Annotated in this window: 23 protein-coding genes; 17 read left to right on the top strand and 6 right to left on the bottom strand. The window is 71.5% G+C overall.

The window, feature by feature from the left end; all coding sequences use genetic code 11:
- Positions 1-23 precede the first annotated feature (23 nt).
- The 3 genes from ACWD68_RS09775 to ACWD68_RS09765 all read right to left on the bottom strand — a co-directional run bounded on the left by ACWD68_RS09775 (position 24) and on the right by ACWD68_RS09765 (position 2,277).
- Positions 24-722, bottom strand: coding sequence for a L,D-transpeptidase family protein (locus tag ACWD68_RS09775; RefSeq protein WP_451805930.1), 699 nt, complete (start codon positions 720-722; stop codon positions 24-26).
- Positions 723-725: 3 nt separating this feature from the next.
- Positions 726-1,313, bottom strand: a complete 588-nt coding sequence (locus ACWD68_RS09770; protein WP_451805929.1) for a pyridoxamine 5'-phosphate oxidase family protein — start codon at positions 1,311-1,313, stop codon at positions 726-728.
- A 133-nt stretch (positions 1,314-1,446) separates the two neighbouring features.
- Positions 1,447-2,277 (bottom strand): hypothetical protein, encoded by an 831-nt coding sequence (locus ACWD68_RS09765; RefSeq protein WP_451805928.1) that lies wholly within the window; start codon positions 2,275-2,277, stop codon positions 1,447-1,449.
- Positions 2,278-2,511: 234 nt separating this feature from the next.
- Between ACWD68_RS09765 and ACWD68_RS09760 the strand changes: the two genes are divergently transcribed.
- From ACWD68_RS09760 to ACWD68_RS09740, 5 genes are all read left to right on the top strand, one after another.
- Complete coding sequence (locus tag ACWD68_RS09760) at positions 2,512-3,705, top strand: argininosuccinate synthase (RefSeq protein ID WP_451805927.1); 1,194 nt, start codon at positions 2,512-2,514, stop codon at positions 3,703-3,705.
- A gap of 133 nt (positions 3,706-3,838) precedes the next feature.
- Entirely contained in the window at positions 3,839-5,272 is a 1,434-nt protein-coding gene (argH, locus tag ACWD68_RS09755; protein ID WP_451805926.1) for an argininosuccinate lyase, read from the top strand.
- A gap of 211 nt (positions 5,273-5,483) precedes the next feature.
- Positions 5,484-6,455, top strand: coding sequence for an aldo/keto reductase (locus ACWD68_RS09750; RefSeq protein WP_451805925.1), 972 nt, complete (start codon positions 5,484-5,486; stop codon positions 6,453-6,455).
- Positions 6,456-6,642: 187 nt separating this feature from the next.
- Entirely contained in the window at positions 6,643-7,194 is a 552-nt protein-coding gene (locus tag ACWD68_RS09745; RefSeq protein ID WP_451805924.1) for a TetR/AcrR family transcriptional regulator, read from the top strand.
- Positions 7,191-8,708, top strand: a complete 1,518-nt coding sequence (locus tag ACWD68_RS09740) for an MFS transporter (RefSeq protein WP_451805923.1) — start codon at positions 7,191-7,193, stop codon at positions 8,706-8,708. The genes ACWD68_RS09745 and ACWD68_RS09740 overlap by 4 nt, the downstream gene beginning before the upstream one ends.
- A gap of 172 nt (positions 8,709-8,880) precedes the next feature.
- On the opposite strand, the gene ACWD68_RS09735 is transcribed toward ACWD68_RS09740, so the two are convergent.
- On the bottom strand, positions 8,881-9,552 hold the full coding sequence (locus tag ACWD68_RS09735) for a lysophospholipid acyltransferase family protein (protein WP_351130230.1): 672 nt from the start codon (positions 9,550-9,552) through the stop codon (positions 8,881-8,883).
- Positions 9,553-9,961: 409 nt separating this feature from the next.
- Here ACWD68_RS09735 and ACWD68_RS09730 point away from each other — a divergent pair, with 409 nt between their 5' ends.
- The 3 genes from ACWD68_RS09730 (at position 9,962) to ACWD68_RS09720 (ending at position 12,324) form a co-directional block, all read left to right on the top strand.
- Positions 9,962-11,125 carry a glycerophosphodiester phosphodiesterase gene (locus tag ACWD68_RS09730; protein WP_451805922.1) on the top strand — a complete coding sequence of 388 codons (1,164 nt, stop codon included), beginning with the start codon at positions 9,962-9,964 and terminating at the stop codon, positions 11,123-11,125.
- A gap of 142 nt (positions 11,126-11,267) precedes the next feature.
- A complete protein-coding gene (locus ACWD68_RS09725) occupies positions 11,268-11,762 on the top strand; it encodes a sigma-70 family RNA polymerase sigma factor (protein ID WP_451805921.1) in 495 nt (164 codons plus the stop codon).
- A gap of 58 nt (positions 11,763-11,820) precedes the next feature.
- Entirely contained in the window at positions 11,821-12,324 is a 504-nt protein-coding gene (locus ACWD68_RS09720) for a GNAT family N-acetyltransferase (protein ID WP_356463849.1), read from the top strand.
- On the opposite strand, the gene ACWD68_RS09715 is transcribed toward ACWD68_RS09720, so the two are convergent.
- Both ACWD68_RS09715 and ACWD68_RS09710 read right to left on the bottom strand, forming a co-directional pair.
- A complete protein-coding gene (locus ACWD68_RS09715; protein WP_451806021.1) occupies positions 12,321-12,713 on the bottom strand; it encodes a hypothetical protein in 393 nt (130 codons plus the stop codon). The two genes, ACWD68_RS09720 and ACWD68_RS09715, sit on opposite strands and share 4 nt — an antisense overlap.
- 118 nt (positions 12,714-12,831) lie before the next feature.
- Positions 12,832-13,191, bottom strand: a complete 360-nt coding sequence (locus ACWD68_RS09710) for a hypothetical protein (protein ID WP_451805920.1) — start codon at positions 13,189-13,191, stop codon at positions 12,832-12,834.
- 69 nt (positions 13,192-13,260) lie between these two features.
- On the opposite strand from ACWD68_RS09710, the gene ACWD68_RS09705 reads away from it, so the two are divergent.
- From ACWD68_RS09705 to ACWD68_RS09665, 9 genes are all read left to right on the top strand, one after another.
- Positions 13,261-13,908 (top strand): HAD family hydrolase, encoded by a 648-nt coding sequence (locus ACWD68_RS09705; RefSeq protein WP_451805919.1) that lies wholly within the window; start codon positions 13,261-13,263, stop codon positions 13,906-13,908.
- A 368-nt stretch (positions 13,909-14,276) separates the two neighbouring features.
- Positions 14,277-15,311: a methionine ABC transporter ATP-binding protein gene (locus ACWD68_RS09700; protein WP_451805918.1), complete on the top strand. Its 1,035-nt coding sequence runs from the start codon at positions 14,277-14,279 to the stop codon at positions 15,309-15,311.
- Entirely contained in the window at positions 15,308-16,045 is a 738-nt protein-coding gene (locus ACWD68_RS09695) for a methionine ABC transporter permease (protein WP_451805917.1), read from the top strand. The genes ACWD68_RS09700 and ACWD68_RS09695 overlap by 4 nt, the downstream gene beginning before the upstream one ends.
- A gap of 77 nt (positions 16,046-16,122) precedes the next feature.
- On the top strand, positions 16,123-16,968 hold the full coding sequence (locus tag ACWD68_RS09690) for a MetQ/NlpA family ABC transporter substrate-binding protein (RefSeq protein ID WP_451805916.1): 846 nt from the start codon (positions 16,123-16,125) through the stop codon (positions 16,966-16,968).
- A gap of 219 nt (positions 16,969-17,187) precedes the next feature.
- Positions 17,188-17,826, top strand: a complete 639-nt coding sequence (locus tag ACWD68_RS09685; RefSeq protein WP_451805915.1) for a GNAT family N-acetyltransferase — start codon at positions 17,188-17,190, stop codon at positions 17,824-17,826.
- A 261-nt stretch (positions 17,827-18,087) separates the two neighbouring features.
- Positions 18,088-19,299 (top strand): precorrin-6y C5,15-methyltransferase (decarboxylating) subunit CbiE, encoded by a 1,212-nt coding sequence (cbiE, locus tag ACWD68_RS09680; protein ID WP_451805914.1) that lies wholly within the window; start codon positions 18,088-18,090, stop codon positions 19,297-19,299.
- A 345-nt stretch (positions 19,300-19,644) separates the two neighbouring features.
- Positions 19,645-23,448, top strand: a complete 3,804-nt coding sequence (gene cobT, locus ACWD68_RS09675; RefSeq protein WP_451805913.1) for a nicotinate-nucleotide--dimethylbenzimidazole phosphoribosyltransferase — start codon at positions 19,645-19,647, stop codon at positions 23,446-23,448.
- A 152-nt stretch (positions 23,449-23,600) separates the two neighbouring features.
- Positions 23,601-24,833 carry a uroporphyrinogen-III C-methyltransferase gene (cobA, locus tag ACWD68_RS09670; protein ID WP_451805912.1) on the top strand — a complete coding sequence of 411 codons (1,233 nt, stop codon included), beginning with the start codon at positions 23,601-23,603 and terminating at the stop codon, positions 24,831-24,833.
- Positions 24,834-24,897: 64 nt separating this feature from the next.
- Positions 24,898-25,716 (top strand): TrmH family RNA methyltransferase, encoded by an 819-nt coding sequence (locus ACWD68_RS09665; protein ID WP_451805911.1) that lies wholly within the window; start codon positions 24,898-24,900, stop codon positions 25,714-25,716.
- The last annotated feature ends 7 nt before the right edge of the window (positions 25,717-25,723 follow it).

Genomic DNA, 25,723 nt, shown 5'->3' with positions numbered 1-25,723 from the left:
CCGAGGCGCGTTCCGGGGTTCTGTCAGTACCGGGAGAGCGCCGTCGCCCCGCTCGCCGTGCCGATGGCGATGTGCGGCCCGCGCGCGGGATCGGCCCACGCGAGGATCCGCCGCATCGCGCCCGCGGGCACGGACACACAACCGGCCGTGGCCCCGCTCCCGTCGACGTGCAGGAAGATCCCCGCGCCGCGGCCGCGCACCGGCCGCTCGTAGTTGAACCCGATGACGACGGCGTGCGCGTACTGCTTCCTGTAGGTGATCAGATGCTCGGACTCGCCGGCCCGGCAGTCCGCGGGGCGCGGCTCGGTCCACCGGTTGTACGAGCGGGACGCGTTGTCCTGGCACCACCAGGAGCCCTCACGCACCCGGCGGTACGGCATCGAGGTCCCCTCCGGCGCCGCCTCGATACCGAACGCGTACGGCAGCTCGTACAGGCCCGTGGGGGTGGTGTTCGTGCCCTGGCGCCGCGACCGGCCCTCGACCAGTCCGCCCGCCCCGAACCGCGCGCGGGCGGATCCGGCCCGCACCCAGCGCCCGCCGTTCCGGTTCCACCAGGTGAGCGTCCCCGACGTTGCCTTCCCGCGAGGTGCCTGAGCGGTGATCAGCTGGGTTCCGCCGCCGGTGTCGGCCATCCGCGCGGGCAGTTCGCGCAGGGGCGGCGGCCCGCCCGGGGCCAGGGTGAGCAGGGACGCGGACGCGAGGGCGGCGGCTCCGAGGCGCATGGCTCAGACGGTACTGGGGGGCAGCGGAAGCGGCAGCCCGGGCAGTCCGTCCAGGCTCGTCGCGATGTGCTCCTTCTTGGTGAAGTACTCGCTCAGCGAGACGTCGTCCTCGCGCGCGAAGCGCCTGCCGTGCAGATCGCGGTCCTCGTCGTAGGACATGCGGGGCACGGCGTAGCCGCAGCTGTCGCGGACCAGCTCGGCGGTCACGACGATGATCGCGCGCAGTCCGTGCGGGGTCGGGTCGATGCCGGCGAAATGGCCGAGGAGTTCCGCGAAGCGCGGGTCGTCGCGGAAGACCGGCTCGCCGTGGCCGTGCACCCGGACGATGTTGGGCGGGCCCTGGAAGGCACACCACATCAGGGTGATCCGGCCGTTCTCACGCAGATGCGCGATCGTCTCGGCGGTGCTCCCGGCGAAGTCCAGGTAGGCCACCGTCCGCTCGTCCAGTACGGCGAAGGAGCCGGTGAGTCCCTTGGGGGAGAGGTTGACCGTGCCGTCCCCCGACAGCGGTGCGGTGGCGGTGAAGAAGAGGGGCTGCGCCTCGATGAACGTGCGGAGGCGGCCGTCGATGTGCTCATAGGTCTTTCCCATGTCTAACGATTATTCGGGAAAGTCTTTCGGCTGTCTAAGGAATTGCGGTTCCGGCGACGCCGTTCAGGGGCATCGCCGGAACCCCGTGGCCGCCCCGGCCGGCGCTGGCGGGGCGGTCACGTCGCCTGTCACGTCACGGGGTGACCGTGCAGGCGGCGAGGGAGTCCAGTCCCGTCGGCTTGGCGGCGGTGCGGCCGATGGAGATCGCGATGCGGTCGATCGTGGAGGTCCGCTTGTCCTTCAGGGGGCCGAGGATCGCGTTCTGGACGAAGTTGGGCCCGCCCTGCCCGACGGTGGCGGCCAGGCGGGTGTTGGCCTCGGCGATCTGGGTGTTCAGCAGGGCGAGGTTACGGTCGACCTCGGCCTTCGCGGAGGCCGGGACGGCGGGCAGCTTCGACGCGACGTCCGGGCAGGCGATGGTTCCCGCGGCGGTGGCGGCACCCGTGTCACCGGCGGCCCCGCCCGCCTGCGCGGTGGCCGGCGCGCTGGGCGCGGCGCTGCCGGTGGCCGCGCCCCCCGCGCCGTTGAGGGTGCACGGCGCCAGCGCGTCCAGGCCCTGCGGCTTGGCGGCCGTACGGCCGATGGCCGTCGCTATGCGGTTGACGGTGGCGACGCGCTTGTCCTTGAGGGGGCCGAGGATCGCGTTCTGGACGAAGTTCGGGCCGCCCTGCCCGGCCGTGTCCACCAGTCTCTTGTTCGCCTCGGCGATCTGGGTGTTCAGCAGGGCGAGGTTACGGTCGACCTCGGCCTTCGCGGACGCGGGCACCGCGGGCAGGCTCGGTGCCACGGCCGGGCAGTTCACGGTGTTCGCGGCGGCCTTCGTCGTGGCGTTCCTGGCGCCGCTCCCGGGGGTCTCGCCCGCCAGGGCGCTGCCGGCGATCACCGCGGCGGACAGCACGACGGCGGACGCTCCGCCGATCATCACGACACGCCGCTTGTTGTACTTCGGAAGAGCCCTGGACATGCGGAAGCCTCATTCGGGTCGGGGGTGGGACCGCCCGGTGGTCGTCCGGGCGGTCGTTGTCCGTGGTGCTGCCGTACGCGAACGCGGCGCCTGCGTTCAGCGGGAGATACGCGAAAGCGGTTTCCCGTGTTCAAGCTCCCGGAAGATTCCGTCGCCGGACGGGCCGAGATTGACGAATCATGCAGAGTGCTGCATACTCATGCATGTCAGCGAATGCACTGTGAGGAGAATCCCGTGACCGAGCGCGTCGTACTCGCCTATTCAGGGGGTCTGGACACCTCCGTCGCCATCGGTTGGATCGCCGAGGAGACGGGCGCCGAGGTCATCGCCGTAGCGGTCGACGTCGGCCAGGGTGGCGAGGACCTGGACGTCATCCGCAAGCGCGCCATCGCCTGCGGTGCCGTCGAGGCCGAGGTCGCGGACGCCCGGGACGAATTCGCCGACGAGTACTGCCTCCCGGCGATCAAGGCCAACGCCCTCTACATGGACCGCTACCCGCTGGTCTCCGCCCTCTCCCGGCCGACGATCGTCAAGCACCTCGTCGCCGCCGCCCAGAAGCACGGCGCCACCACGGTCGCCCACGGCTGCACGGGCAAGGGCAACGACCAGGTGCGGTTCGAGGCCGGCATCGTCGCCCTCGCCCCCGACCTCAAGTGCATCGCCCCGGTCCGTGACTACGCGATGACCCGGGACAAGGCGATCGCCTTCTGCGAGGAGAAGCAGCTCCCGATCGCCACCTCCAAGAAGTCCCCGTACTCCATCGACCAGAACGTCTTCGGACGCGCGGTCGAGACGGGCTTCCTGGAGGACATCTGGAACGCCCCGATCGAGGACATCTACGAGTACACCTCGAACCCGGCCGAGCACCGCGAGGCCGACGAGGTCGTCATCACCTTCAAGCAGGGTGTCCCGGTCGCCATCGACGGCAGGCCCGTCAGCGTGCTCCAGGCCATCCAGCAGCTCAACGAGCGCGCCGGCGCCCAGGGCATCGGCCGGATCGACATGGTCGAGGACCGGCTCGTGGGCATCAAGTCCCGTGAGGTGTACGAGGCTCCGGGCGCGATCGCGCTGATCACCGCCCACCAGGAGCTGGAGAACGTCACCGTCGAGCGTGAACTCGCCCGCTACAAGCGGCAGGTCGAGCAGCGCTGGGGCGAACTGGTCTACGACGGCCAGTGGTTCTCCCCGCTCAAGCGCGCCCTGGACGGATTCATCGACGAGGCCAACCAGCACGTCAACGGCGACATCCGGATGACCCTGCACGGCGGCCGCGCCGTCGTCACCGGCCGGCGCTCCGACACCTCGCTCTACGACTTCGACCTCGCGACGTACGACACGGGTGACACCTTCGACCAGGCCGCGGCCAAGGGCTTCATCGACATCTACAGCCTGTCGTCGAAGATCGCCGCCAAGCGGGACCAGGCGTAAGCCGTACGGGACTTGGCGCGGGCCGTGTCGTGTCCGCCGCCTCGAAGCCTCCCGAGCACTAGCCTGACAGCCGCCTCCTCACTCGCGCGTGGGGAGGCGGTGGCACATCCACACCTTTCGAGGAGTAACGCAAGTGAGCAGCAACAGCGGTGACGTTCGGCTCTGGGGCGGACGTTTCGCCGACGGTCCCGCCGAGGCCCTGGCCAAGCTGTCCGCGTCGGTCCACTTCGACTGGCGCCTCGCGCCCTACGACATCGCCGGTTCGCGTGCCCACGCGCGCGTGCTGCACGGCGCGGGGCTGCTCACCGAGGACGAGCTCACCCGGATGATCGAGGGCCTCGGCCGACTGGAGTCCGATGTCGCCGACGGCTCCTTCGTCGGCACGATCGCCGACGAGGACGTCCACACGGCTCTCGAGCGCGGCCTCCTCGAGCGCCTCGGCCCCGACCTCGGCGGCAAACTGCGCGCCGGCCGCTCCCGCAACGACCAGGTGGCCACGCTCTTCCGGATGTACCTGCGGGACCACGCCCGGATCGTCGGCGGCCTGATCGCCGACCTCCAGGAAGCACTGATCGGCCTGGCGGAGGCCCACCCGGACGTGGCGATGCCCGGCCGCACGCACCTCCAGCACGCCCAGCCGGTGCTGTTCGCCCACCATGTGCTGGCCCATGTCCAGTCCCTGTCCCGGGACGCGGAGCGGCTGCGCCAGTGGGACGAGCGGACGGCCGTCTCGCCGTACGGCTCCGGTGCCCTGGCCGGTTCCTCCCTCGGCCTGGACCCGGAGGCGGTCGCGAAGGACCTCGGCTTCGAGCACGGCAGCGTCGCCAACTCCATCGACGGCACGGCCTCCCGCGACTTCGTGGCGGAGTTCGCCTTCATCACCGCGATGATCGGTGTGAACCTCTCCCGGATCGCCGAGGAGGTCATCATCTGGAACACGAAGGAGTTCTCCTTCGTCACCCTCCATGACGCGTTCTCCACGGGCTCGTCGATCATGCCGCAGAAGAAGAACCCGGACATCGCCGAGCTCGCGCGCGGCAAGTCGGGCCGCCTGATCGGGAATCTGACCGGGCTGATGGCCACGCTCAAGGCCCTGCCCCTCGCGTACAACCGCGACCTCCAGGAGGACAAGGAGCCGGTCTTCGACTCCTGTGACCAGCTGGAGGTCCTGCTCCCCGCCTTCACCGGCATGATGGCCACGCTGACCGTCCACCGCGAGCGCATGGAGGAGCTGGCCCCGGCCGGCTTCTCGCTCGCCACCGACATCGCCGAGTGGCTGGTCAAGCAGGGCGTGCCGTTCCGAGTCGCGCACGAGGTCGCCGGTGAGTGCGTGAAGGTCGCCGAGGCGGACGGCAAGGAACTGGACGAGCTGACCGACGAGCAGTTCGCGAAGATCTCGGCGCATCTGACGCCCGAGGTGCGGTCCGTCCTCAACGTCTCCGGCGCCCTCGCCTCCCGCGACGGCCGCGGCGGTACGGCGCCCAGCGCGGTCGCCGTCCAGCTCGCCGAGATCAAGACGGACGTCGCCGCCCAGCAGGCGTGGGCAGTGGCGAAGCACAAGAAGTAGCCCCCGCGCGAAGGCCCGGGGGAGAGGCGGAGGCCTGACCGGCCTCGGCGGGCATGTGCCGCAGGGCACGGTTCGACGCCGGGGGCGGCTGCCTCTCCCCGGGCGCGGAAGAGCGGAAGCGGTTCGCGTACGGGGCGGGTGCCGTTCGACGGAGGGCGTCGCGGGTTACGTTGGTCGGCAGCCGTAAAGGAGCCGACCGAACGGAGCCGCGATGCCCTTCGCACGTCTCGCCTCAGCCACGACTCCCACCGCCCACATCGGACTGGGGCTCGCCGCCGTCGGCCGCCCCGGCTACATCAATCTCGGCCGCGCGGAGGACCTCCCGCCCGACCGCAGTGTCGACGCCCTGCGCGAGCGCACCCACGAACTCCTCGAAGCCGCCTACGCCCAGGGGGTGCGCTACTTCGACGTGGCCCGTTCCTACGGCCGCTCCGAGGAGTTCCTCGCCGACTGGCTGCGCCGCCGCCCGGACATCGACGACATCGTCATCGGCAGCAAGTGGGGCTACCGGTACACGGCGGACTGGCGCACCGACGCCGAGGCGCACGAGGTCAAGGACCACGGCCTCGCCATGTACGAGCGGCAGCGCGCCGAGACCGCGGAGCTGCTCGGCGACCGGCTGGACCTCTACCAGATCCACTCGGTGACTCCGGAGAGTCCGGCCCTCACCGACAAGGAGCTGCACGCGGCACTCGCCGAAGCGGCCGCCGGAGGCCTGTCGATCGGCTTCTCCACCAGCGGGCCCGCCCAGGCCGAGGCGATCCGTGCAGCGCTCGCCGTGACGGTCGACGGCGATCCGCTCTTCCGTACCGTCCAGTCCACGTACAACGTCCTGGAGACCTCGGCCGCCCCGGCGCTCGCCGAGGCCCACGACGCCGGCCTCACGGTGATCGTCAAGGAGGGCTTGGCCAACGGCCGGCTCGCGCGGTCGCACGCGCCGGACACGCTGCGGGCCGTCGCCTTGGAGACCTCTCTCGACTGCGACGCGGTCGCGCTCGCGCTGATCCTGCGGCAGCCCTGGGCGGGCGTCGTGCTCTCGGGGGCGGCCACCGCCAGCCAGCTCGCCTCGAACCTGCACGCCCCGGTCGTCGACCTCGACGACGACCAGCTCTCCCGGCTCGCCGCCCTCGTGGAGGAGCCGGGGGCGTACTGGGAGCGGCGCGGGCAGCTGCCCTGGCACTGAGCACCGCGCCCCCGGCGAAGCGTCCGAGGGGCACCCGAACACACTCCGAGTAGCCGGCCCAGGGCGAAGCGTCCACCCCGGCTCACCCGAATACTCCGAGTGCCGCTCGTCCTGTCGTACGCCACACGACTGAGACACGCGTGCCCCCTGTGAGACAGGGATGTCTCATATGCGGTACCGTTGTCTCATGGCTGTCGACCGTGACCACGTGCTGCGCAGCGCAGCCGCCCTGCTCACCCGGAAATCCACCGCGACCATGGACGAGGTCGCCAAGGCCGCCGGGATCAGCCGGGCCACGCTGCACCGCCAGTTCGCCGGCCGTGACGCGCTCGTACGGGCGCTGGAGGCGCTCGGCATCGAGGAGTGCGAGGCCGCTCTGGACGCGGCCCGCCTCGACGACGGCACCGCCCAGGAGGCCGTGCGCCGCCTGGTGCGGGAGCTGGAGAAGGTGGCCGGACTGCTCGCCTTCCTCTACACGGAGAACCAGCTGTTCGAGGGCGACGGCCAGCACGAGGGCTGGGCCCGGCTCGACGCCCGGATGGCCGCGCTGTTCCGGCGCGGACAGCAGAGCGGCGAGTTCCGCATCGATCTCACCCCGGCCTGGCTCACCGAGGCGCTCTACGGGCTGATGGCCTCGGCGGCCTGGGCCGTGACCGAGGGCCGGGTCGCCGCCAACGACTTCCACCACATGATCGTCGAGCTGCTGCTCGGCGGCGCGCTACGGAGAGAGGAATCATGACCAGCACCCTGCAGCCGGCGCTCGCGACGGAGGTGCAGAAGCGCCCCGGTCGTTGGCTCGCGCTCTGCGTCCTCGTCCTCGCCGTGCTGCTGGTGGCCGTGGACGCGACCGTCCTCGGCCTCGCGACGCCGTACATCAGTGAGGACCTGCAGCCCTCCGGCACCCAGCTCCTGTGGATCGGTGACGTCTACTCCTTCGTCATCGCCGGTCTGCTCGTCTCCATGGGCAGCCTCGGCGACCGCATCGGACGCAAGAAGCTGCTGCTCGTCGGCGCGACGGCGTTCGGTCTGATATCCGTGCTCAACGCCTATGCCACGACACCCGAGATGATGATCCTGGCGCGGGCACTGCTCGGTGTCGCGGGCGCGACCCTGATGCCGGCCACCCTCGCCCTGATCCGCAACATCTTCCACGACCCGCGCGAGCGCAGCCTCGCCATCGGCATCTGGGGTGCCACGGCCTCCGCGGGTACGGCGGTCGGTCCCGTCGTCGGCGGCTTCCTGCTCGAACACTTCTGGTGGGGTTCGGTCTTCCTCATCAACCTTCCGGTGATGGTGGTGCTCGTCCTCGTCGGCGGCAGGCTGCTGCCCGAGTCGAAGAGCCCGACCCACGGACCCTGGGACCTGATCAGCGTCACGCTCTCGCTCGTCGGTGTGATCGGTGCGGTGTACGCGGTCAAGGAGGTCGCCGCGCACGGAGCGAGCGGCGAGGCACTCGCCGCGGGTCTGCTGGGCGCCGGTGCGCTCTTCTGGTTCGTGCGCCGCCAACTGACGCTTCCCACACCGCTGCTGGATGTCCGGCTGTTCCGCAACCGGGGATTCTCCGGTGCCGTGCTCGCCGACCTGTTCACCGTGCTCGGCCTGTCCGGACTCGTGTTCTTCCTCTCTCAGTATCTGCAACTCGTTCAGGGCCGGGGGCCGTTCGAGGCGGGGCTGGCCGAAATCCCCGCCGCTGTGGGCGCGGTGGCGGCCGGTCTGGTCGCGGGAAGGTTCGCGCGGCGGTTCTCCGTGCGCACCGTCGTCTCCGCCGGACTCGCCGCGGTGGGTCTCGCGCTCGGCACGCTCACCCTGCTCGACCGCTCCACCGGCTATCCGCTGCTCGGTGCCGCGCTGCTGGTCGTCGGCGTCGGCGCGGGCTTCTCGTTCACCGTCACCGCCGACGTCATCCTCTCCGCCGTACCCAAGGACCAGGCGGGCGCCGCGTCCGCGGTCTCCGAGACGGCGTACGAACTCGGCGCGGCTCTCGGTATCGCCCTGCTCGGCTCGATCGTGACCGGCGTCTACGCGGGCTTCGCCGGACCAGCGGGCACACCGGCCGAGGCGCGCGACTCGCTCGGCGGAGCGGTGGAGGCCGCCGGGAGCCTTCCCGGGCACACCTCCGAGGCGCTGCTGAGCGCGGCCAGGGATTCCTTCGTGGACGGTCTGGCGCTCGCGTCCGGCGCGGGCGCGGTGGTCCTGCTCGCCACCGCGGTGGCGGCGTGGTTCCTGCTGCGCGGCCAGAAGCTCGAGGTGTAGGACGCCGTTCGGACCGCCCCGGGATCTGGGCGCCCGGCACGGGCCGGACCGGCGCGGTTCCGAACGACCTCCTCCCGACCGTACGAAAGCCGCACGAAACGGGTGGGCCCCCGACCGGCAACTGCCGGTCGGGGGCCCACCCGTGTGCGATGTCGCGGGGCCCGGTGAAGGGCTAGGCGGCCTTCGCCTTGGTGGCGTACATGTCGACGTACTCCTGGCCGGACAGCCGCATGACCTCGGTCATCACGGAGTCGGTCACGGCGCGCAGCACATAACGGTCGCGGTCCATGCCCTCGTACCGCGAGAACTCCATGGCCGCGCCGAAGCGGACCGTGACCCGGCCCGGCCGCGGGATCCCCGCGCCGCCCGGCTGGAGCTTGTCCGTGCCGATCATCGCGAACGGGACGACCGGGGCGCCGGTCATCAGGGTGAGCCGGGCCATGCCGGTACGGCCGCGGTACAGGCGGCCGTCGGGGGAGCGGGTGCCCTCGGGGTAGATCCCGAAGACCTTGCCCTCCTCCAGGATGCGGCGGCCGGTCATCAGCGCCGCCACGCCACCGTTGGCGCCGTCCCGGTCCACCGGGATCATGCCGACGCCGGTGAAGAACCACGCCATCAGGCGGCCTTTGAGGCCCTTGCCCGTGACGTACTCGTCCTTGCCGATGAAGAGCACCTGCCGGTCGCAGACCAGCGGAAGGATCATCGAGTCGATGAAGGTGAGGTGGTTGCCGGCCAGGATCACCGGGCCGTCGCCCGGGATGTGCTCCACGCCTTCCACCCGTGGGCGGAACATCAGGCGCATGATCGGTCCGAGCACTGCCTTGATGAGCGCGAAGCGGGACAACGGGCCCTCCGGTGTCAAGGGATCGGTATGGAGTCTGTGCAGGTGAGGACGATACTCGCGGTTCCCGGGTGATTGCACATCGGGTTCATCGACTGGATACGCACTGTTGACGCACGTTTACCTGCGGTGGCGCGCCCGTGAGCCCCCGACATCGGGACGACACGATGTGACGGACATCGCGCGTCGCACCGGCGAACGGGTGACCCCGTCATGGTTCGCCGCTCGTTCGCCGTAGTCCTACGCCTACCCCCGACCGCCGGACCGAAGCCGACGGACCGTCAGGTTCCGGATCCCGTACGACATCCAGGCTCACCCACCTGTTCCGTCGCAGGCCTCCCTCCCGTCACGCGAGGGCACCTACGATCGTCCCGCTTCGACAGGCAGGGCACCTACGGCGGGAGGAGCGCTCATGGGAGCGCAGGAGTCGAACGGTCAGGAGCGGGGCACGGCACGGCGGACGCTGCTGGGAGCCGCGGTGCTCGGGGCGGGCGGAGCCGTCCTCGGCCTGCCCGGCGTGGCGGGAGCGGACGAACGTCACGGGGGCGGCGGCTACCGGAGCCTGCCCAAGCCGACGGTCATCGGCCACCGCGGGGCCAGCGGCTACCGGCCGGAGCACACCTTCGGCTCGTACCAGCTGGCCCTCGACCTGGGCGCCGACGTCGTCGAGGCCGGCGACCTGGTGCCCACCAGGGACGGCCACCTCGTATGCCGTCACGAGCCGGAAATCGGCGGGACGACGGATGTCTCGGCGCACCCCGAGTTCGCCGGCCGCAGGACCACCAAGACGCTCGACGGGGTCGCCACCACCGGCTGGTTCACCGAGGACTTCACTCTCGCCGAGCTGAAGACCCTGCGCGCCGTCGAGCGCATCCCCGCCAACCGCCCGCACAACATCCTCTACAACGGCCGCTGGGAGATCCCCACCTTCGAAGAGGTGCTCCGCTGGCAGGACGAGCAGACCCGCAAGCGCGGCAAGCAGGTCTGGATCTACCCCGAGACCAAGCACCCCACCTACTTCCGGAAGCTCGGCCTCGGCCTGGAGGAGCGGGTCGCCAGGCTGCTGCGCAAGTACGGCAAGGACAGGAAGGACTCGCCGGTCATCCTCCAGTCCTTCGAGCCGAGCAGCATCGAGCGGCTGAACAAGCTCGTCGGCAACCCGCTCGCCGTCCTGCTGTCCGCCGCGAACACCCGTCCCTGGGACTTCGTCGAGGCGGGCGACCCCCGCACGGTCGCCGACCTCGTCACGCCCGAGGGCCTGGAGTGGATCGCCTCGTACGCGCAGGGCATCGGCCCCACGCTCGACCTGGTCATCCCGAAGGACGCGGCCGGCAACCTCACCCAGCCGACCACCCTCGTCGCCGACGCGCACCGGGCGGGCCTGATCCTGCACCCGTACACCATGCGCAACGAGAACCCCTTCCTGCCCGCGAACTTCCGCAAGGGCACCGCCGCGGACGCCTACGGGGACGCCTTCGGCGCCTTCAAGGTGTACTTCGAGACGGGCATCGACGGCGTCTTCTCCGACAACGCGGACACCGCGCTGCTGGCCCGCGCGGACTTCCTCAAGAGATGAGTCCGGTGCCCGGGCCGTCGAGGGGCGCGTCCGGGCGACGAGACCTGTGCCCGGTCGTCAACGGATGACCCGGTCACCCCGGATGGGGTGACAACCGTCCGCCCCGGCAACCTCCCGCCGGGGCGGACGCGTCGTGCCGACCATGACCCACGAGATGGTTTCCACCCTGCGACCGCTCCTCGCCGCCGAGGCATCGGCGGAGGCCCACGCGACCGGTGCCGAGCGCGGAGACCTGGAACAGGCGGTCTGGCTGCGCCTCCTGGAGCGGCTGGACGCGACGGGACCGCCCGACGACCCGCAGCGCTGGGTGCGGCGAGCCGTGCGCTCCGAGGCGCGCCTGAGCCGCCGCAGGGCCCGCGCCGAGCAGCCGTACGCCGTCGAGCCCGCGGACGACAGCGACCCCGGGCCCGAGCAGCGGGCGATGACCGCCGAGCGCCGTCGCGAAGTCCACGACGCCGTGCGCCGGCTGCCCGGCCGCTGCCCGAGCCTGATGGCCGCTCTGCTCTCCCCGGACGACCTCACCTACCGGGAGATCGCAGGTGAGTTGGGTATCTCACAGGGAAGTCTTGGTCCGGAACGTTCCAGATGCCTGGGATGTCTGCGTCGTTTGCTGACGGTGGAGGTTGCGGCCCGCTGACGACGGGGATAGGAGTGAGGGACGACCGGTGGAACAGGTGAGCGGGAGGCATGCACACATGGGCATGAGCGTGACCATCTCGGCGGCGACCGAGCAGGACGCAGAACAGATCCTGAAGCTGCAGTACCTCTGCTACCAGAGCGAGGCCGAGCTGTACGGCGACTACGGCATCGAGCCGCTCACGCAGCCGCTCGACTCGCTCCGGGCGGAACTGGCGGGCGGCACCGTACTGGTGGCCCGGCTCGGCGACGAGGTGGTGGCCTCGGTACGCGGCGCCGTCGACGCCGACGGCACGGCCCGCATCAACAAACTCATCGTGCATCCGCGCATGCAGCGGCACGGCCTCGGCGGGCGCCTGCTCGCCGCGATCGAGACCCGGCTCGGCGCGGACGGAGCGGCCAAGTCCTTCCAGCTCTTCACCGGCCACCGCAGCGAGCGCAACCTGCGCCTCTACCGCAAGCACGGCTACGCGCCCGTCTCCCAGGAGCGGGTGGGCGAGCGCATGACACTGGTGACCCTGGCCAAGGGTGCCGACACCGGCGCGTACGCCACCAGCGCCTAGCGTTCGCCGAAGGCCACGCCCTGGTCGGCGGTCGTACGCGCCTTGCGCAGCCAGTACATCGCCGACAGCGGCAGCAGTACCGGGATGAAGAGATAGCCCATGCCGTAGTCCGACCACACCGTGGCGTCGGGGAAGGCGGACGGCTCGACCAGCGTCCAGGTCCCGACGATCAGCACGCCCGCGAGCTCGGCGGCGCAGCACACCAGCGCCGCCCTGCGCGCCGTCTCGCCGCCGCGCACGAGCGAGTACGTGATGAATCCGTAGACGAGACCGGCGATCGCGGAGAGCGAGTAGGCGAGCGGCGCCTTGTCGAACTCCGTGGAGATCTGCACGGCCGACCGTGAGACGGCGCCGACCACCATCACGCCGTACAGCCACAGCAGCAGCATGCCGGGGCCGCTGATGAGCCGCGTGCGCTTCTTCTCCGCCGGCCGCGCGGTCGGCTCCCCGGTCCGCTCGTCCCGCTCGTCCCGAGGCACGCCCGTGTTCTCCTCCGTGGCCGTCATCTCAGCCTCCCCAGATGTCGTAGAGCCGTACTTCCAGCACGGCGAGGACGACGCCGCCGGCCGCCACCGTGACCGAACCCCAGCGGCTGCGCTCCGCCAGCGACATGAACCCCGCGGCGGGAACGCACGCGAAGGCGCCGAGCAGATATGCCACGAAGATCGTCGTGCCCTGCTCCGGCTTCTCGCCACGTGCCAGCTGGACGACACCGATCACCAGCTGGATCACGGCGAGCAGCGACACCACGGCCATGCCGATGAAGTGCCAGTCCTTGGTGGGCTGATCACGGTAGGCGGCCCAGCCGCACCAGGCGGCGAGCGCGAGCGCGGCGACGGCCGTCGCGACCGTCAGGGCATCAAACATGCCGCGACCCTATTACGGGCCAAAAGGCCCGATGCGCTCGCCCCCGGGGTGCCCCGTAGGGTCGAAGGCATGAAGATCCACGCTGAAGCCCTCCTGTTCGACAACGACGGAACCCTCGTCTCGTCCCTCGAGTCGGTGAACCGCTGCTGGACCCTGTGGGCACACGAGTACGGGATCACCGCCGAGGACTTCGCCCGGATCGGACTGCACGGCCGCCCCGCCGCCGAGATAGCCGCCGACCTGCTGCCCGCCGACCTCGTCCCCGAGGCGCTCGCCCGCATCGAGCAGCTGGAGGTCGAGGACGTGCGGGGCGGGGTCGTGCCGCTGCCCGGCACCCTCGCGCTGCTCGCCGCGCTGCCGCCCGAGCGCTGGGCCGTCGTCACCTCGGCCACCCGCCGGCTCGCCGAGGCCCGGCTCGACGAGGTCGGGATCCGCCCCAAGACGATGATCACCGCCGACGACATCACCCGGGGCAAGCCCGACCCCGAGCCCTACCTGCTCGCCGCCCGCGAACTGGGCGTCGACCCGGCCCGCTGCGTCGTTTTCGAGGACGCCCCCGCCGGGCTCCGGGCGGGCCGCTCCGCCGGTATGACCACCGTGGCGTTGGCCACAACCCACCAGGCCCATGAGCTGGCCGCCGACCTCGTCGTCGAGGACCTCTCGGCCCTGTCCGTACTGGTCACCGACCGGGGAGTGGAGATCTCCGTCCGGGACTGAAAAGTGTCCACGGCTGTCCGCTATACGGACAGCGGTGGCGGCCCCCGGCTCCCGGTCTGCTTTACTTCACTCCATGACCACGACGAGCTCCCGCATCCTTGCGACCGAGGCGACCATGACGCCCGGTGCTCGTTGTATGTGTCGAATGTGCGCCTGTTAGAGGGCCCTCGCACCACCGCCTGATCCCGCGCCCCGAAGCGGGATCGACGCGCCCTGAGTCCGTACCGCGTACGTGACCGGGCTGCCCAGCGCACACGTTCTCCTTCCGGTTCCATCGCCCATCGCGAGAACCGTGCCGCGTTCCCGACCGCATGCACCCGTGCCCGGCGCACACCCACGCCCTGCACTCGACAGTGACGGAAACCCCAGTGATCACGACAACGGGCCTCACCAAGGTCTACCGCTCGCGCGGCCGTGAAGTGACCGCCCTCGACGGCGTCGATCTGCATGTCCGCGAAGGCGAGGTGTACGGCGTCATCGGCCAGTCCGGCGCCGGCAAGTCCTCGCTCATCCGCTGCGTCAACCTCCTGGAGCGTCCCACCTCCGGCACGGTCACCGTCGCCGGCCAGGACCTCACCGCCCTCGTCGGCCGCGGCCCGCGCGCCGGCCGGGAACTGCGCCGGGCGCGCAGCCGGATCGGCATGGTCTTCCAGCACTTCAACCTGCTGTCCTCGCGGACCGTCCAGGACAATGTCGAGCTGCCGCTCGAGATCCTCGGCGTCTCCGGGAAGGAGCGCGGCCGCAAGGCGCTCGAACTGCTCGACCTGGTCGGCCTGTCCGACAAGGCCACGTCCTACCCGGCCCAGCTCTCCGGAGGCCAGAAGCAGCGCGTCGGCATCGCCCGGGCGCTCGCCGGAGACCCGAAGGTGCTGCTCTCCGACGAGGCGACCAGCGCCCTGGACCCGGAGACCACCCGCTCCATCCTCCAGCTGCTGCGCGACCTGAACCGCCAGCTGGGCCTCACCGTCCTGCTCATCACCCACGAGATGGACGTCGTCAAGACGATCTGCGACTCGGCCGCGCTGATGGAAGAGGGCCGCATCGTCGAGTCCGGCACGGTCAGCGAGCTCCTCGCGACGCCCGGCTCCGAGCTGGCCTCCGCGCTCTTCCCGGTCAGCGGCGATGCCTCCGGCGACGACCGCACCGTCATCGACGTCACCTTCCACGGCGAGGCGGCGACCCAGCCCGTCATCTCGCAGCTCTCGCGCACCTACAACATCGACATCTCGATCCTCGGCGCCGCGATGGACACCGTCGCGGGCAAGCAGGTCGGCCGGATGCGCATCGAACTGCCCGGCCGCTACGAGGAGAACGTCGTGCCGATCGGCTTCCTCCGCGAGCAGGGCCTGCAGATCGAAATCCAGGGCCAGGAGCCCGTGCTGGTGAAGGAAGGTGCCCTGTGACCTGGTCGGAGATGCAGCCGCTGCTGTCCGCGGAGTGTTGGAACACGCTCTACATGGTCGGCTGGTCCACCCTCATCGCGATCGTCGGAGGCCTGCCGCTCGGTGTTCTGCTGGTCCTCACGGACCGTGGGGGCCTGCTGCAGAACGTCCTCGCCAACCGGGTGATCGGGCAGATCGTGAACGTCACCCGTTCGATGCCGTTCATCATCCTGATGGTCGCGCTGATGAGCTTCACCCGCTGGGTCACCGGCACCACCATCGGCCGTGACGCGGCCATCGTGCCGCTCGCCATCGGCGCGATCCCGTTCTTCGCGCGCCTGGTCGAGACGGCCGTCCGCGAAGTGGACGGCGGGCTCGTGGAGGCCGTGCACGCGATGGGCGGCAATGTCTGGACCGTCGTCCGCAAGGTGCTCGTCCCAGAGTCCCTGCCGTCGCTGATCTCCAGCACCACCACGACGATCGTCGCGCTCATCGGCTACTCCGCGATGGCCGGCACCGTCGGCGCCGGCGGCCTCGGAGACCTGGCCATCCGCTACGGCTACCAGCGCTTCGAGACCGAGCTGATGTGGATCATCGTGGCCGTCCTGGCCGTGGCCATCTCCGCCATCCAGTTCGCGGGCGACTACGCGGCCCGCACCCTGGACCGCCGCTCCGGCCACTCGGGCCCCGCACCGAAACTCCGGCTGCTGAAGGCGAAGAAGCCCTCGGTCACCGACATCGGCAAGGTCGCCTGAGCGCCCCGCGCGCATCCCCCAAGTTTCCCCGCACACCCTTCGCGGGGCAGCTCCACCCATAAGGAAAGGCACTTTTCGTGCGTAACACCGCCAAGATCACCACCGCCGTCCTCGCCGCCGGAGCCCTCACCCTGGGGCTCTCCGCCTGCGGCTCGGACAAGGACTCGTCGTCCTCCTCCTCGTCGGCCGACACGAGCGGGCCGCTCGTCGTCGCCGCCAGCCCTGTCCCGCACGCCGAGATCCTCAACTACATCAAGGACCACCTGGCGAAGAAGGCGGGCCTCGACCTCGAGGTCAAGGAGTTCCAGGACTACATCGTGCCGAACACGGCGACCGAGGACGGCTCGGTGGACGCCAACTACTTCCAGAACCAGCCGTACCTGGACGACTTCAACCAGAAGCGCGGCACGCACATAGTGCCCGTCGTCACGGTGCACCTGGAGCCGCTCGGCCTTTACTCCCACAAGGTGAAGAGCGCCGACGCCCTGAAGAGCGGTGCGACTGTCGCGGTCCCCAACGACGCGGTGAACGAAGCGCGTGCCCTGAAGCTGCTCGCGTCCAAGGGGCTCATCACCCTCAAGGACGACGCCGGCAACGCGGCGACCCCGCAGGACATCGCGAAGAACCCGAAGAACCTCAAGTTCAAGGAGGTCGAGGCGGCTCAGACCCCGCGCTCCCTGGACGACGTGGACGCGGCGGTCATCAACGGCAACTACGCCATCGCCGCCGACCTCAAGCCCGCCAAGGACGCCCTCGTCCTGGAGTCGGCGACGAACAACCCGTACGGCAACTTCCTCGCCGTCAAGAAGGGCAACGAGGACGACCCGCGCGTGAAGAAGCTCGCGAAGCTCCTCACCTCGCCCGAGGTCAAGAAGTTCATCGAGGACAAGTACGCCGGCTCCGTCATCCCGTCCTTCAAGTAGGCCGGGACCGGGGGAAGAACAGCGACGAGGGCGGCGGCGAGGGCCCGGCCCCGGAGGCCGCCCACGGCCGGCGGCCCCCCTCGTCACCGCACGGGGTCCACTCCATTACCCGGAGTGGACCCCGTTGTGCCGTTCGGTGGTTTCATGCTGCATGCTGGGCAGTTCAGCGGACCCGACGGTACATCAGGTCCGAAGTCCCCGACGGTTACGGAGCGTCGCATGACGAGCACCTTCCCCGACATCTCCATCAGCACGGAGCGGTTGGTCCTGCGTGCGCTCCACGAGGACGACGTGCCCGCGCTGGCCGAGATGATGAACGACGAGATGGTCGCGGCCTGGACGTCGATTCCACAGCCGTTCACGGAGGACGGTGCCCGCGGCTGGGTGGACGACTACGCGCCCACGGAACGCAAGGAGGGCCGCGGACTCGACCTCGCCGTCACGGAGTTCCTCACCCAGCGCCTGGTCGGCGTCATCCAACTCGGCAAGACGAACTGGCGCGTTCGCTCCACCGAACTCTCCTACATCGTCGCCCCCTGGGCGCGCGGCGAGGGCTACGCGTCCGAAGCCGCGCTCGCCACCGCCCGATGGCTCTTCCGCGAGCAGAAGTTCGAGCGCATCGAACTGCGCACGGCCGCCGACAACACCGCCTCGCAGCAGGTCGCCCAGAAGATCGGCTGCATCAGCGAGGGCGTGCTGCGCAACGCCTGCATAGCGCGCACCCGGACCGAGGACGGCACCTGGGTCGAACTGCGCACCGACTTCATCGTGTGGAGCCTGCTGCCGGAGGACCTCGACGGCGTGGGCGAGCACCTCGCCGACAGCGGCGGCTACACATCGTTCAACGACTGGGCCTGACCCGGCCCGGCAGCCGTACGGCATTCCGCGCGCAGGGCCCTCACCGGCGTACCGGAGCGGTCGCGACGGGTCATGTGGATGGACGGGCGTTCCCTCACCGGACCCCGGGGGGCGTGGACCGGGACCACGGTCCGGGGACGGCGGGACCGCTCCCGCGCCACACCGCCCGTTCCGGCACCGCCCGGCCGCACCAGGTACCCTCACGAAGCCCGCCCGGGCTGCACCTGACGACCTGCGAAGACCTTCTGGAGACTGACGACGATGGCCGACCGGGTCACGGTGATCGGCTGGGACGGCTCGCCGCTGACCGCCGCGGCGCGCTCGGCTCTCGGTGCCGCGACGCTGGTGGCCGGCGCGGCCCACCATCTCGCACTCCCCGAAGTGCCCGAGAGCGCCGAACGCATCCGTCTCGGCAGCGTCGGCCTCGCCGCCCGCCGGATCGCGGGCCACCGGGGCACCGCCGTCGTCCTGGCCGACGGGGACCCGGGATTCTTCGGCGTCGTACGCTCCCTGCGCGCACCCGAGTTCGGCCTGGAGGTCGAAGTCGTGCCCGCCGTCTCCTCGGTGGCCGCCGCCTTCGCCCGCGCCGGAATGCCCTGGGACGACGCACAAGTGGTCGTCGCACACAGCCGCACCCTGCGACGCGCGGTGAATGTATGCCGAGCCCACACCAAGGTCGCCGTTCTCACCTCACCCGGCGCCGGACCCGCCGAACTCGGGCTGCTGCTCGAAGGAGTGCACCGCACCTTCGTCATCTGCGAGGAACTCGGCACCGCCCGCGAACAGGTCACGATCCTGACCTCGGACAAGGCGGCCGACCACACCTGGCGCGACCCGAACGTCGTCATCGTCATCGGCGGCTTCGTGGCCGCGGCAGAAGGGGGCGGCTGGATCGCCGGCCGGGAGCCCGGCGGCGGACCACGCGGCTGGGCGCTGCCCGCCGGGGCGTACGGCGGCGCACTCGGCGAGGGGGAGACGGATCTGCTGCGGGCCGCCCAACTCGCCCGCCTGGGGCCCCGCGTCGGCGATCTCGTCTGGGACATCGGCTCCGGCAGCGGCGCCTTCGCCACCGAGGCCGCCCGCACCGGTGCCGCCGTCATCGCGGTCGACCGCAGCCCGGGCGCCTGCACCCGCACCGAACACTCCGCCCGCCGCTTCGGCGTCCAGATGCAGATCGTGCACGGCAGCGCCCCGCACGTGCTCGAAGACCTGCCCGAACCCGATGTCGTCCGCATCGGCGGCGGGGGAGCGGCGGTCGTCTCTGCCGTCGCCGACCGCCGGCCCCAGCGCATCGTCACGCACGCCGCCACCCGTGACGCCGCCGAACTCATCGGCCGCGATCTGACCGAGCACGGCTATGACGTCGAGTGCGCCCTCATTCAGTCCGTCGAACTCGATACACGGGCCTGGACGGAGAAGGAGCGGAGCGTCGCGTTCCTGCTCAGCGGCCGTTTGCCGGATCGCGCCCCGTGATCCTGTTGTCGTACTGCGCGCGGTAGGCTGGCCGATCGTTGTACCGCTCCCGTGGGGTCGGCCTTTCGTAGGCCAATGTCCGGAAAACCCGCCCGTTTTGAGGCGTGTGTGGTACGGCAGAACCGGAGGACGCGCAACGTGGCGCAGTCCACAGCGGGCGCTCGCGGATCAACCTGTCGCGAGGGCGGTACGACCGGGACAATGCCAGTTAATGGCTTTGTCGTCTTTGTTGGCCGGTCGTTCGTGCCGCTGGGCACGCACGCTCGTTCTTCACTGTGGGGCGGTCGGTGCGCCGTTCCGGGCGAGCTGGACTTGGAAGCACTAACCGATGGGCGAGGGGTACGCATGACCGACACCGGCCAGGTCCCGGGCGAGGGATTGCCGGAGAACGCAGGCATGGTGGAGCAGCCGGGCGTCACCACGCCGGGCGCGTACACCTTCCTCGACCCCTCCGAGAACCCCGCCGAGGACGACGACCTGCTTCTGATGCCGGGAGCGCCCGGTGCCCAGGGCGCCTGGGGCAACGAGGTGCCGCCGCCGGCCCCGATGCCCTTCACCGACGAGCCCGGCCCGCACGAGACGGCCGGACGGGACACCGGCGCGGTCGACCTCGGCGCCGTCCGCGCGCCGAACCCGTCGCCCGCCCCGCAGCCCGTGACGCCCCGTCGCCCGCTGCACCTCGGCCCGCCCACGCCGGACGGCTCCTCCAGCCCCGTGCGCTCCCTGGCCGACCGCGGACCCGCGGGCGCGCGTCCGGGCCCCATGGCCGCCCCCGTCACTCCCGTACGGCACGCCGGCCCGCCGACTGTCGGTCCCGAGTACCTGGACGTGGCCCAGCTCGGCGAGGCCTCGCCCCAGGGCGCGGTGCCGTGGGGCACTCCGCCGGTGGGGCTCGAGGCGACGGCCGCAGAAACGGTCGTCCCGGAGGCGGGGGAGCTGCCCGCGGCCGCGGTGGACGTGGCGGCCGGACCGGTTCCCGAGGCGCGGGCGGCGGAGGCCGAGCAGGTGCCGGGGTTCGTGGCGGCGCCCTTCGTCCATGACCAGGCCCTGACGCCGGACGCCGCCCAGACGCCGGACGCCGCCCAGGCGCCGGTGCCGCAGACCCACGAAGCGCCGCTCGACCTCCAGGACCACGCCGACGGACAGGCTCCCGAGGCCGTGCCCGCGACGGACGGCTCGTCGGCCTCCCGGATTCCCGACGCCGCGCAGTTCCCCGACGCCGCGCAGTTCCCGGACGCCCCGCAGTTCCCGGACGCCCCGCACACCCTCGGTGCGCCGGACGCCACCGAGGTCGCCGAGCCGGCCGGATCCGCCGAGCAGGCCGGTGACGACGCGCAGCTGTCCGCGCACGAGTCGGCACCGGTGGGGATCCCCGCCGACGCCGAGCACATCGCGCCCGCGCAGGACCTCGCCCCGGTCGAGGACGCCGCCGCGCAGGCCCCTCGGACGACCCCGCCGCAGATCGCCGGCCAGGAGATGTACGAAGCCGACCCGGCCGGCCTCGTGGCCGGGGATGTCGAGCTCGCCGAACCCGGCGTCCCTGTGCCGGAACCTGCTGTCCGATTCGCGGACGAGGCACCCCGGCCGGAGGCCGAGCAGCCCCTCGCCGCCGCCCCGCACGTCTTCGAGGCCCCGGAGTCCGCGCTGTCGGCGCTCTCCGCGCGCTCGGCGGACGCGTCGCACGGCGGGCCGGGCATCGGCCTCGAAGAGTTCCAGGCCCAGCAGTTCATCGACCAGGCCGCGTTCGCCGGGAACGGAGCCGCCCTCTCCGAGACCGCCGCCGCACTCTCGGAGGACGGTGTCTTCTCCCAGAACGGCGTCGTCTTCCCCGAGCCCGCCACCGACGAGGCCCTGCACGGCGTACCGGTGGGCGTGGCCGCGCACGCGGAGGTCTCGCACCCGGCCGCGGGCCGGTCCCACGGCGACCGGCACCACCCGGGCGCCCTGGACGCGGCGGGTGCTCCCGGACACCCCGGTGCGTCCTTCGTGCCCCAGGGCGACCAGGGCGTCGGCCACTTCGTGCCCGTGGAGGGCACCGTGCCGACCACCCCGCACCTGGCCCCGACCCCGCCGCACGCCATGACGGTGCCGCCCCTCCCCGTCGAGGAGGAGCCGCCGGTGGCCCAGGAGTCCGCCGAGGCCGCGATCGTCGCGGCGCCCGCTCCGGTCGAGGAGACCCCCGAGGGGATCGCGGAGACCCCTGTCGCGGAGGCGGAACCTATCGCTCCGGCGCCCGTGCCCGCCCCCAGGGAGGCGGAGGCCGCGCCCGAGATCACCTCCGAGCCCGTCCCCGTGCCGGAACCGCTCACGGCGGAGCCGGAACCCGTAGCCGCACAGCAAGCGGAGGACCTGCGTACCCAGGTCGCCGACCAGGAAGAGAGCACGGCCGTAGTGGAAGACGTACGAGAGTCCACCGGTCCGGCGGCCCCCGGCTACGACGACGCCGAACGCGAGGCCGTCCTGCGGGTGATGCGCGAACGCCGTGACATCCGCAACGGCTTCCGCAGCGACCCGATCCCGCATGACGTGCTGCTGCGCGTCCTGGAGGCCGCGCACACCGCGCCGTCCGTCGGCCACTCCCAGCCCTGGGACTTCGTCGTCATCCGCTCCGCCGACACCCGGCGCAGCATGCACGAACTCGCCCAGCGCCAGCGCGAGGCCTACGCCAAGTCCCTGCCGAAGGGCCGTGCCAAGCAGTTCAAGGAACTGAAGATCGAGGCCATCCTCGACACCCCGGTCAACATCGTCGTCACCGCCGACCCGACCCGGGGCGGCCGCCACACCCTGGGCCGTCACACCCAGCCGCAGATGGCCCCGTACTCCTCCGCCCTCGCGGTCGAGAACCTGTGGCTCGCGGCCCGCGCCGAAGGCCTCGGCGTCGGCTGGGTCAGTTTCTTCGACGAGCGGGAGATGGTCCGCGCGCTGGGCCTGCCCGACCACCTCGAAGTGGTCGCCTACCTCTGCGTCGGATACGTCGACGAGTTCCCCGACGAGCCCGAGCTGATGCAGGCCGGCTGGTCCAAGCGCCGTCCCCTGTCGTGGGTCGTGCACGAGGAGACGTACGGCCGCCGCGCGCTGCCCGGCGAGGAGCCGCACGACCTGCTCGCCGAGACGGTCTCCAACATCCGCCCCCTGGACGCGAAGGCGCTGGGCGAGGCGTGGGAGCGCCAGAAGCGGATGACCAAGCCCGCGGGCGCCCTCGGCATGCTGGAGATCATCTCCGCGCAGCTGTCGGGCCTGTCCCGGATGTGCCCGCCGCCGATCCCGGAGCCGGCCGCCGTCGCGATCTTCGCGGGCGACCACGGTGTGCACGCCCAGGGCGTCACCCCCTGGCCGCAGGAGGTCACCGGGCAGATGGTGGCCAACTTCCTGGGCGGCGGCGCGGTCTGCAACGCGTTCGCCAACCAGGTGGGCGCCGAGGTCTGCGTCATCGACGTGGGCGTCGCCTCCGACCTGCCGGCCACGCCGGGCCTGCTGCCGCGCAAGGTCCGCGCGGGCACCGCCGACATGACGACGGGTCCCGCCATGACCCGGGAAGAGGTCGTCGCGGCGCTCGAAGTCGGCATCGAGACGGCCCGTGACCTGGTCGCCGCGGGCAACAAGGCGCTGCTGACCGGTGAGATGGGGATCGCCAACACGACCGCCTCGGCGGCCCTGATCTCGGTCTTCACCGGCGCCGACCCCGCCGAGGTGACGGGCCGGGGCACGGGCATCAACGACGAGACCCTGGCCCGCAAGACCGAGGTCGTCCGCCGCGCCATCGACTTCCACCAGCCGGACCCGGCCGACCCGATCGGTGTCCTCGCGGCGATCGGCGGCCTCGAGCACGCCGCCATGGTCGGCCTCCTCCTCGGCGGCGCGTCCCTGCGTACGCCGGTGATCCTGGACGGCGTCAGCGCCGGCGCCGCCGCACTGGTGGCCCGCGCCATCGCCCCCGAGGTCCTGGCCGCCTGCATCGCGGGTCACCGCAGCGCGGAGCCCGGTCATGTGGCGGCCCTGAACAAGCTGGGCCTGCGCCCGCTGATCGACCTCGACCTGCGTCTGGGCGAGGGCACCGGCGCCCTTCTGGCCCTGCCCATCGTCCAGAGCGCCGCGCGGGCGATGCACGAGGTCGCGACGTTCGACTCGGCCGGGGTGACCGAGAAGTAGGCCGACGGCGCCAGGGGGCGGGCAGACGTTCCGCGCTGCCCGCCCGACCCCGCCGTAGTCTGGACCCCTACCGAAAAACCCCACGTCAGGGCCGCTCCAAAGCCGCAGCGCGCCCGCCCGCACCGCCTGCCCGTACGAGGAGCCGCACCTCCATGGCCGAACACCCCGCCTACCCCCTGGGCCTCCGTCTCGCCGGCCGTCGCGTCGTCGTCCTGGGCGGTGGCCAGGTGGCGCAGCGCCGGCTCCCCGCGCTCATCGCGGCGGGCGCGGACATCCACCTCGTGTCACCGCAGGCGACACCGTCCGTCGAGGCGATGGCGGACGCGGGCGAGATCGCCTGGACGCGGCGCCCGTACGAGGAGGGCGACCTCGCCGAAGCCTGGTACGCGCTGATCGCCACGAGCGACTCCCGGGCCAACGCCGACGCCTCGGCCGAGGCGGAGCGCAACCGCGTCTGGTGCGTCCGCTCGGACGACGCCGACGCGGCGACGGCCTGGACCCCGGCCACCGGTCACAGCGAGGGCGTGACCGTCGCCGTCCTCACCACGAACGCCAAGGGCCGCGACCCCCGGCACACCGCCGCGATCCGCGACGCCGTGGTCGAGGGCCTGCGCGACGGCACCCTCGTCGCGCCGCACCACCGCACCCGCACCCCCGGCGTCGCCCTGGTCGGCGGAGGTCCCGGCGACCCCGACCTGATCACGGTCCGCGGCCGCCGGCTGCTCGCCGAGGCCGACGTGGTCATCGCCGACCGCCTCGGTCCCCGTGACCTGCTCGCCGAACTCCCCCCGCACGTCGAGGTGATCGACGCGGCGAAGATCCCGTACGGCCGGTTCATGGCCCAGGAGGCCATCAACAACGCGCTCATCGCGCACGCCAAGCAGGGCAAGTCCGTCGTCCGGCTGAAGGGCGGCGACCCGTTCGTCTTCGGCCGTGGCATGGAGGAGGCCCAGGCGCTCGCCGAGGCGGGCATCGCCTGCACGATCGTCCCCGGCATCTCCAGCTCGATCTCGGTGCCGGGCGCGGCGGGCATCCCGGTCACCCACCGGGGTGTCGCACACGAGTTCACCGTGGTCAGCGGTCATGTCGCGCCCGACGACGAGCGCTCCCTCGTCGACTGGCCCGCGCTCGCCAAGCTGCGCGGCACCCTTGTCGTCCTCATGGGCGTCGACAAGATCGGCAGGATCGCCGACACGCTCGTCGCGCACGGCAAGCCGGCCGACACCCCCGTCGCCCTCGTCCAGGAGGGCACGACCGCGGCGCAGCGCCGCGTCGACGCCACCCTGGCCACCGTCGCCGAGACCGTCCGTACCGAGGATGTGAGGCCGCCCGCGGTCATCGTCATCGGCGAGGTCGTGAACGCAGGCTCCGGACTTCTCGAGTAACCACGGGTAACCCAACCCGTTCCAAGCCGTTGGCACCACACCCAGGACAAGGCAGTATCACCCTGTGGCCGATCTCATCACCGTCGAGAACCCCGACGACCCGCGTCTGAGCGACTACACGGGCCTGACCGACGTGGAGCTGCGCCGTAAGCGCGAACCCGCCGAGGGCCTGTTCATCGCCGAGGGCGAGAAGGTCATCAGACGGGCCAAGGACGCCGGGTACGAGATGCGTTCGATGCTGCTGTCCGCCAAGTGGGTCGACGTCATGCGCGATGTCATGGACGAGCTCCCGGCCCCCGTCTACGCGGTCAGCCCGGAGCTCGCCGAGCAGGTCACCGGCTATCACGTGCACCGGGGAGCGCTCGCCTCCATGCAGCGCAAGCCGCTGCCGACGGCGGAGGAACTGCTGCGGTCCGCGCGCCGGGTCGTCGTCATGGAGGCGGTCAACGACCACACCAACATCGGCGCCATCTTCCGCTCCGCCGCGGCCCTCGGCATGGACGCGGTGCTGCTCTCCCCGGACTGCGCGGACCCCCTCTACCGCCGCTCCGTGAAGGTCTCGATGGGTGCGGTCTTCTCGGTGCCCTACGCCCGTCTCGACGCCTGGCCCAAGAGCCTGGAATCGGTGCGGGACGCCGGGTTCAACCTGCTCGCCCTCACCCCGGACGAGAAGGCCAGGTCGCTCGACGAGGCCGCCCCGCACCGCATGGACCGCGTCGCGCTGATGCTCGGCGCGGAGGGAGACGGCCTGTCCACCCGGGCCCTGATGGCGGCCGACGAGTGGGTCCGCATCCCGATGGCCCACGGCGTCGACTCCCTGAACGTCGGAGCGGCGGCCGCGGTCGCCTTCTACGCGGTGGCGACGGGCCGCCCGGAGAGCTGACGTCCGC

Source organism: Streptomyces sp. NPDC005141, from assembly GCF_053599975.1.
The sequence above is the reverse complement of the archived record's forward strand: the minus strand, read 5'-3'. Positions and strand labels throughout refer to the sequence as shown.

What these genes read in the sequence shown, in the direction of transcription:
- ACWD68_RS09740 (WP_451805923.1), top strand. Translation starts at nt 7,191, where the DNA reads ATGACCAGCACCCTGCAGCCGGCGCTCGCGACGGAGGTGCAGAAGCGC.
- ACWD68_RS09705 (WP_451805919.1), top strand. Translation starts at nt 13,261, where the DNA reads ATGAAGATCCACGCTGAAGCCCTCCTGTTCGACAACGACGGAACCCTC.
- ACWD68_RS09765 (WP_451805928.1), bottom strand. Translation starts at nt 2,277, where the DNA reads ATGTCCAGGGCTCTTCCGAAGTACAACAAGCGGCGTGTCGTGATGATC.
- ACWD68_RS09775 (WP_451805930.1), bottom strand. Translation starts at nt 722, where the DNA reads ATGCGCCTCGGAGCCGCCGCCCTCGCGTCCGCGTCCCTGCTCACCCTG.
- ACWD68_RS09730 (WP_451805922.1), top strand. Translation starts at nt 9,962, where the DNA reads ATGGGAGCGCAGGAGTCGAACGGTCAGGAGCGGGGCACGGCACGGCGG.
- ACWD68_RS09715 (WP_451806021.1), bottom strand. Translation starts at nt 12,713, where the DNA reads ATGCTGCTGCTGTGGCTGTACGGCGTGATGGTGGTCGGCGCCGTCTCA.
- ACWD68_RS09725 (WP_451805921.1), top strand. Translation starts at nt 11,268, where the DNA reads ATGACCCACGAGATGGTTTCCACCCTGCGACCGCTCCTCGCCGCCGAG.
- cobA (WP_451805912.1), top strand. Translation starts at nt 23,601, where the DNA reads ATGGCCGAACACCCCGCCTACCCCCTGGGCCTCCGTCTCGCCGGCCGT.
- ACWD68_RS09750 (WP_451805925.1), top strand. Translation starts at nt 5,484, where the DNA reads ATGCCCTTCGCACGTCTCGCCTCAGCCACGACTCCCACCGCCCACATC.
- ACWD68_RS09720 (WP_356463849.1), top strand. Translation starts at nt 11,821, where the DNA reads ATGGGCATGAGCGTGACCATCTCGGCGGCGACCGAGCAGGACGCAGAA.
- ACWD68_RS09710 (WP_451805920.1), bottom strand. Translation starts at nt 13,191, where the DNA reads ATGTTTGATGCCCTGACGGTCGCGACGGCCGTCGCCGCGCTCGCGCTC.
- cobT (WP_451805913.1), top strand. Translation starts at nt 19,645, where the DNA reads ATGACCGACACCGGCCAGGTCCCGGGCGAGGGATTGCCGGAGAACGCA.
- ACWD68_RS09745 (WP_451805924.1), top strand. Translation starts at nt 6,643, where the DNA reads ATGGCTGTCGACCGTGACCACGTGCTGCGCAGCGCAGCCGCCCTGCTC.
- cbiE (WP_451805914.1), top strand. Translation starts at nt 18,088, where the DNA reads ATGGCCGACCGGGTCACGGTGATCGGCTGGGACGGCTCGCCGCTGACC.
- ACWD68_RS09770 (WP_451805929.1), bottom strand. Translation starts at nt 1,313, where the DNA reads ATGGGAAAGACCTATGAGCACATCGACGGCCGCCTCCGCACGTTCATC.
- ACWD68_RS09685 (WP_451805915.1), top strand. Translation starts at nt 17,188, where the DNA reads ATGACGAGCACCTTCCCCGACATCTCCATCAGCACGGAGCGGTTGGTC.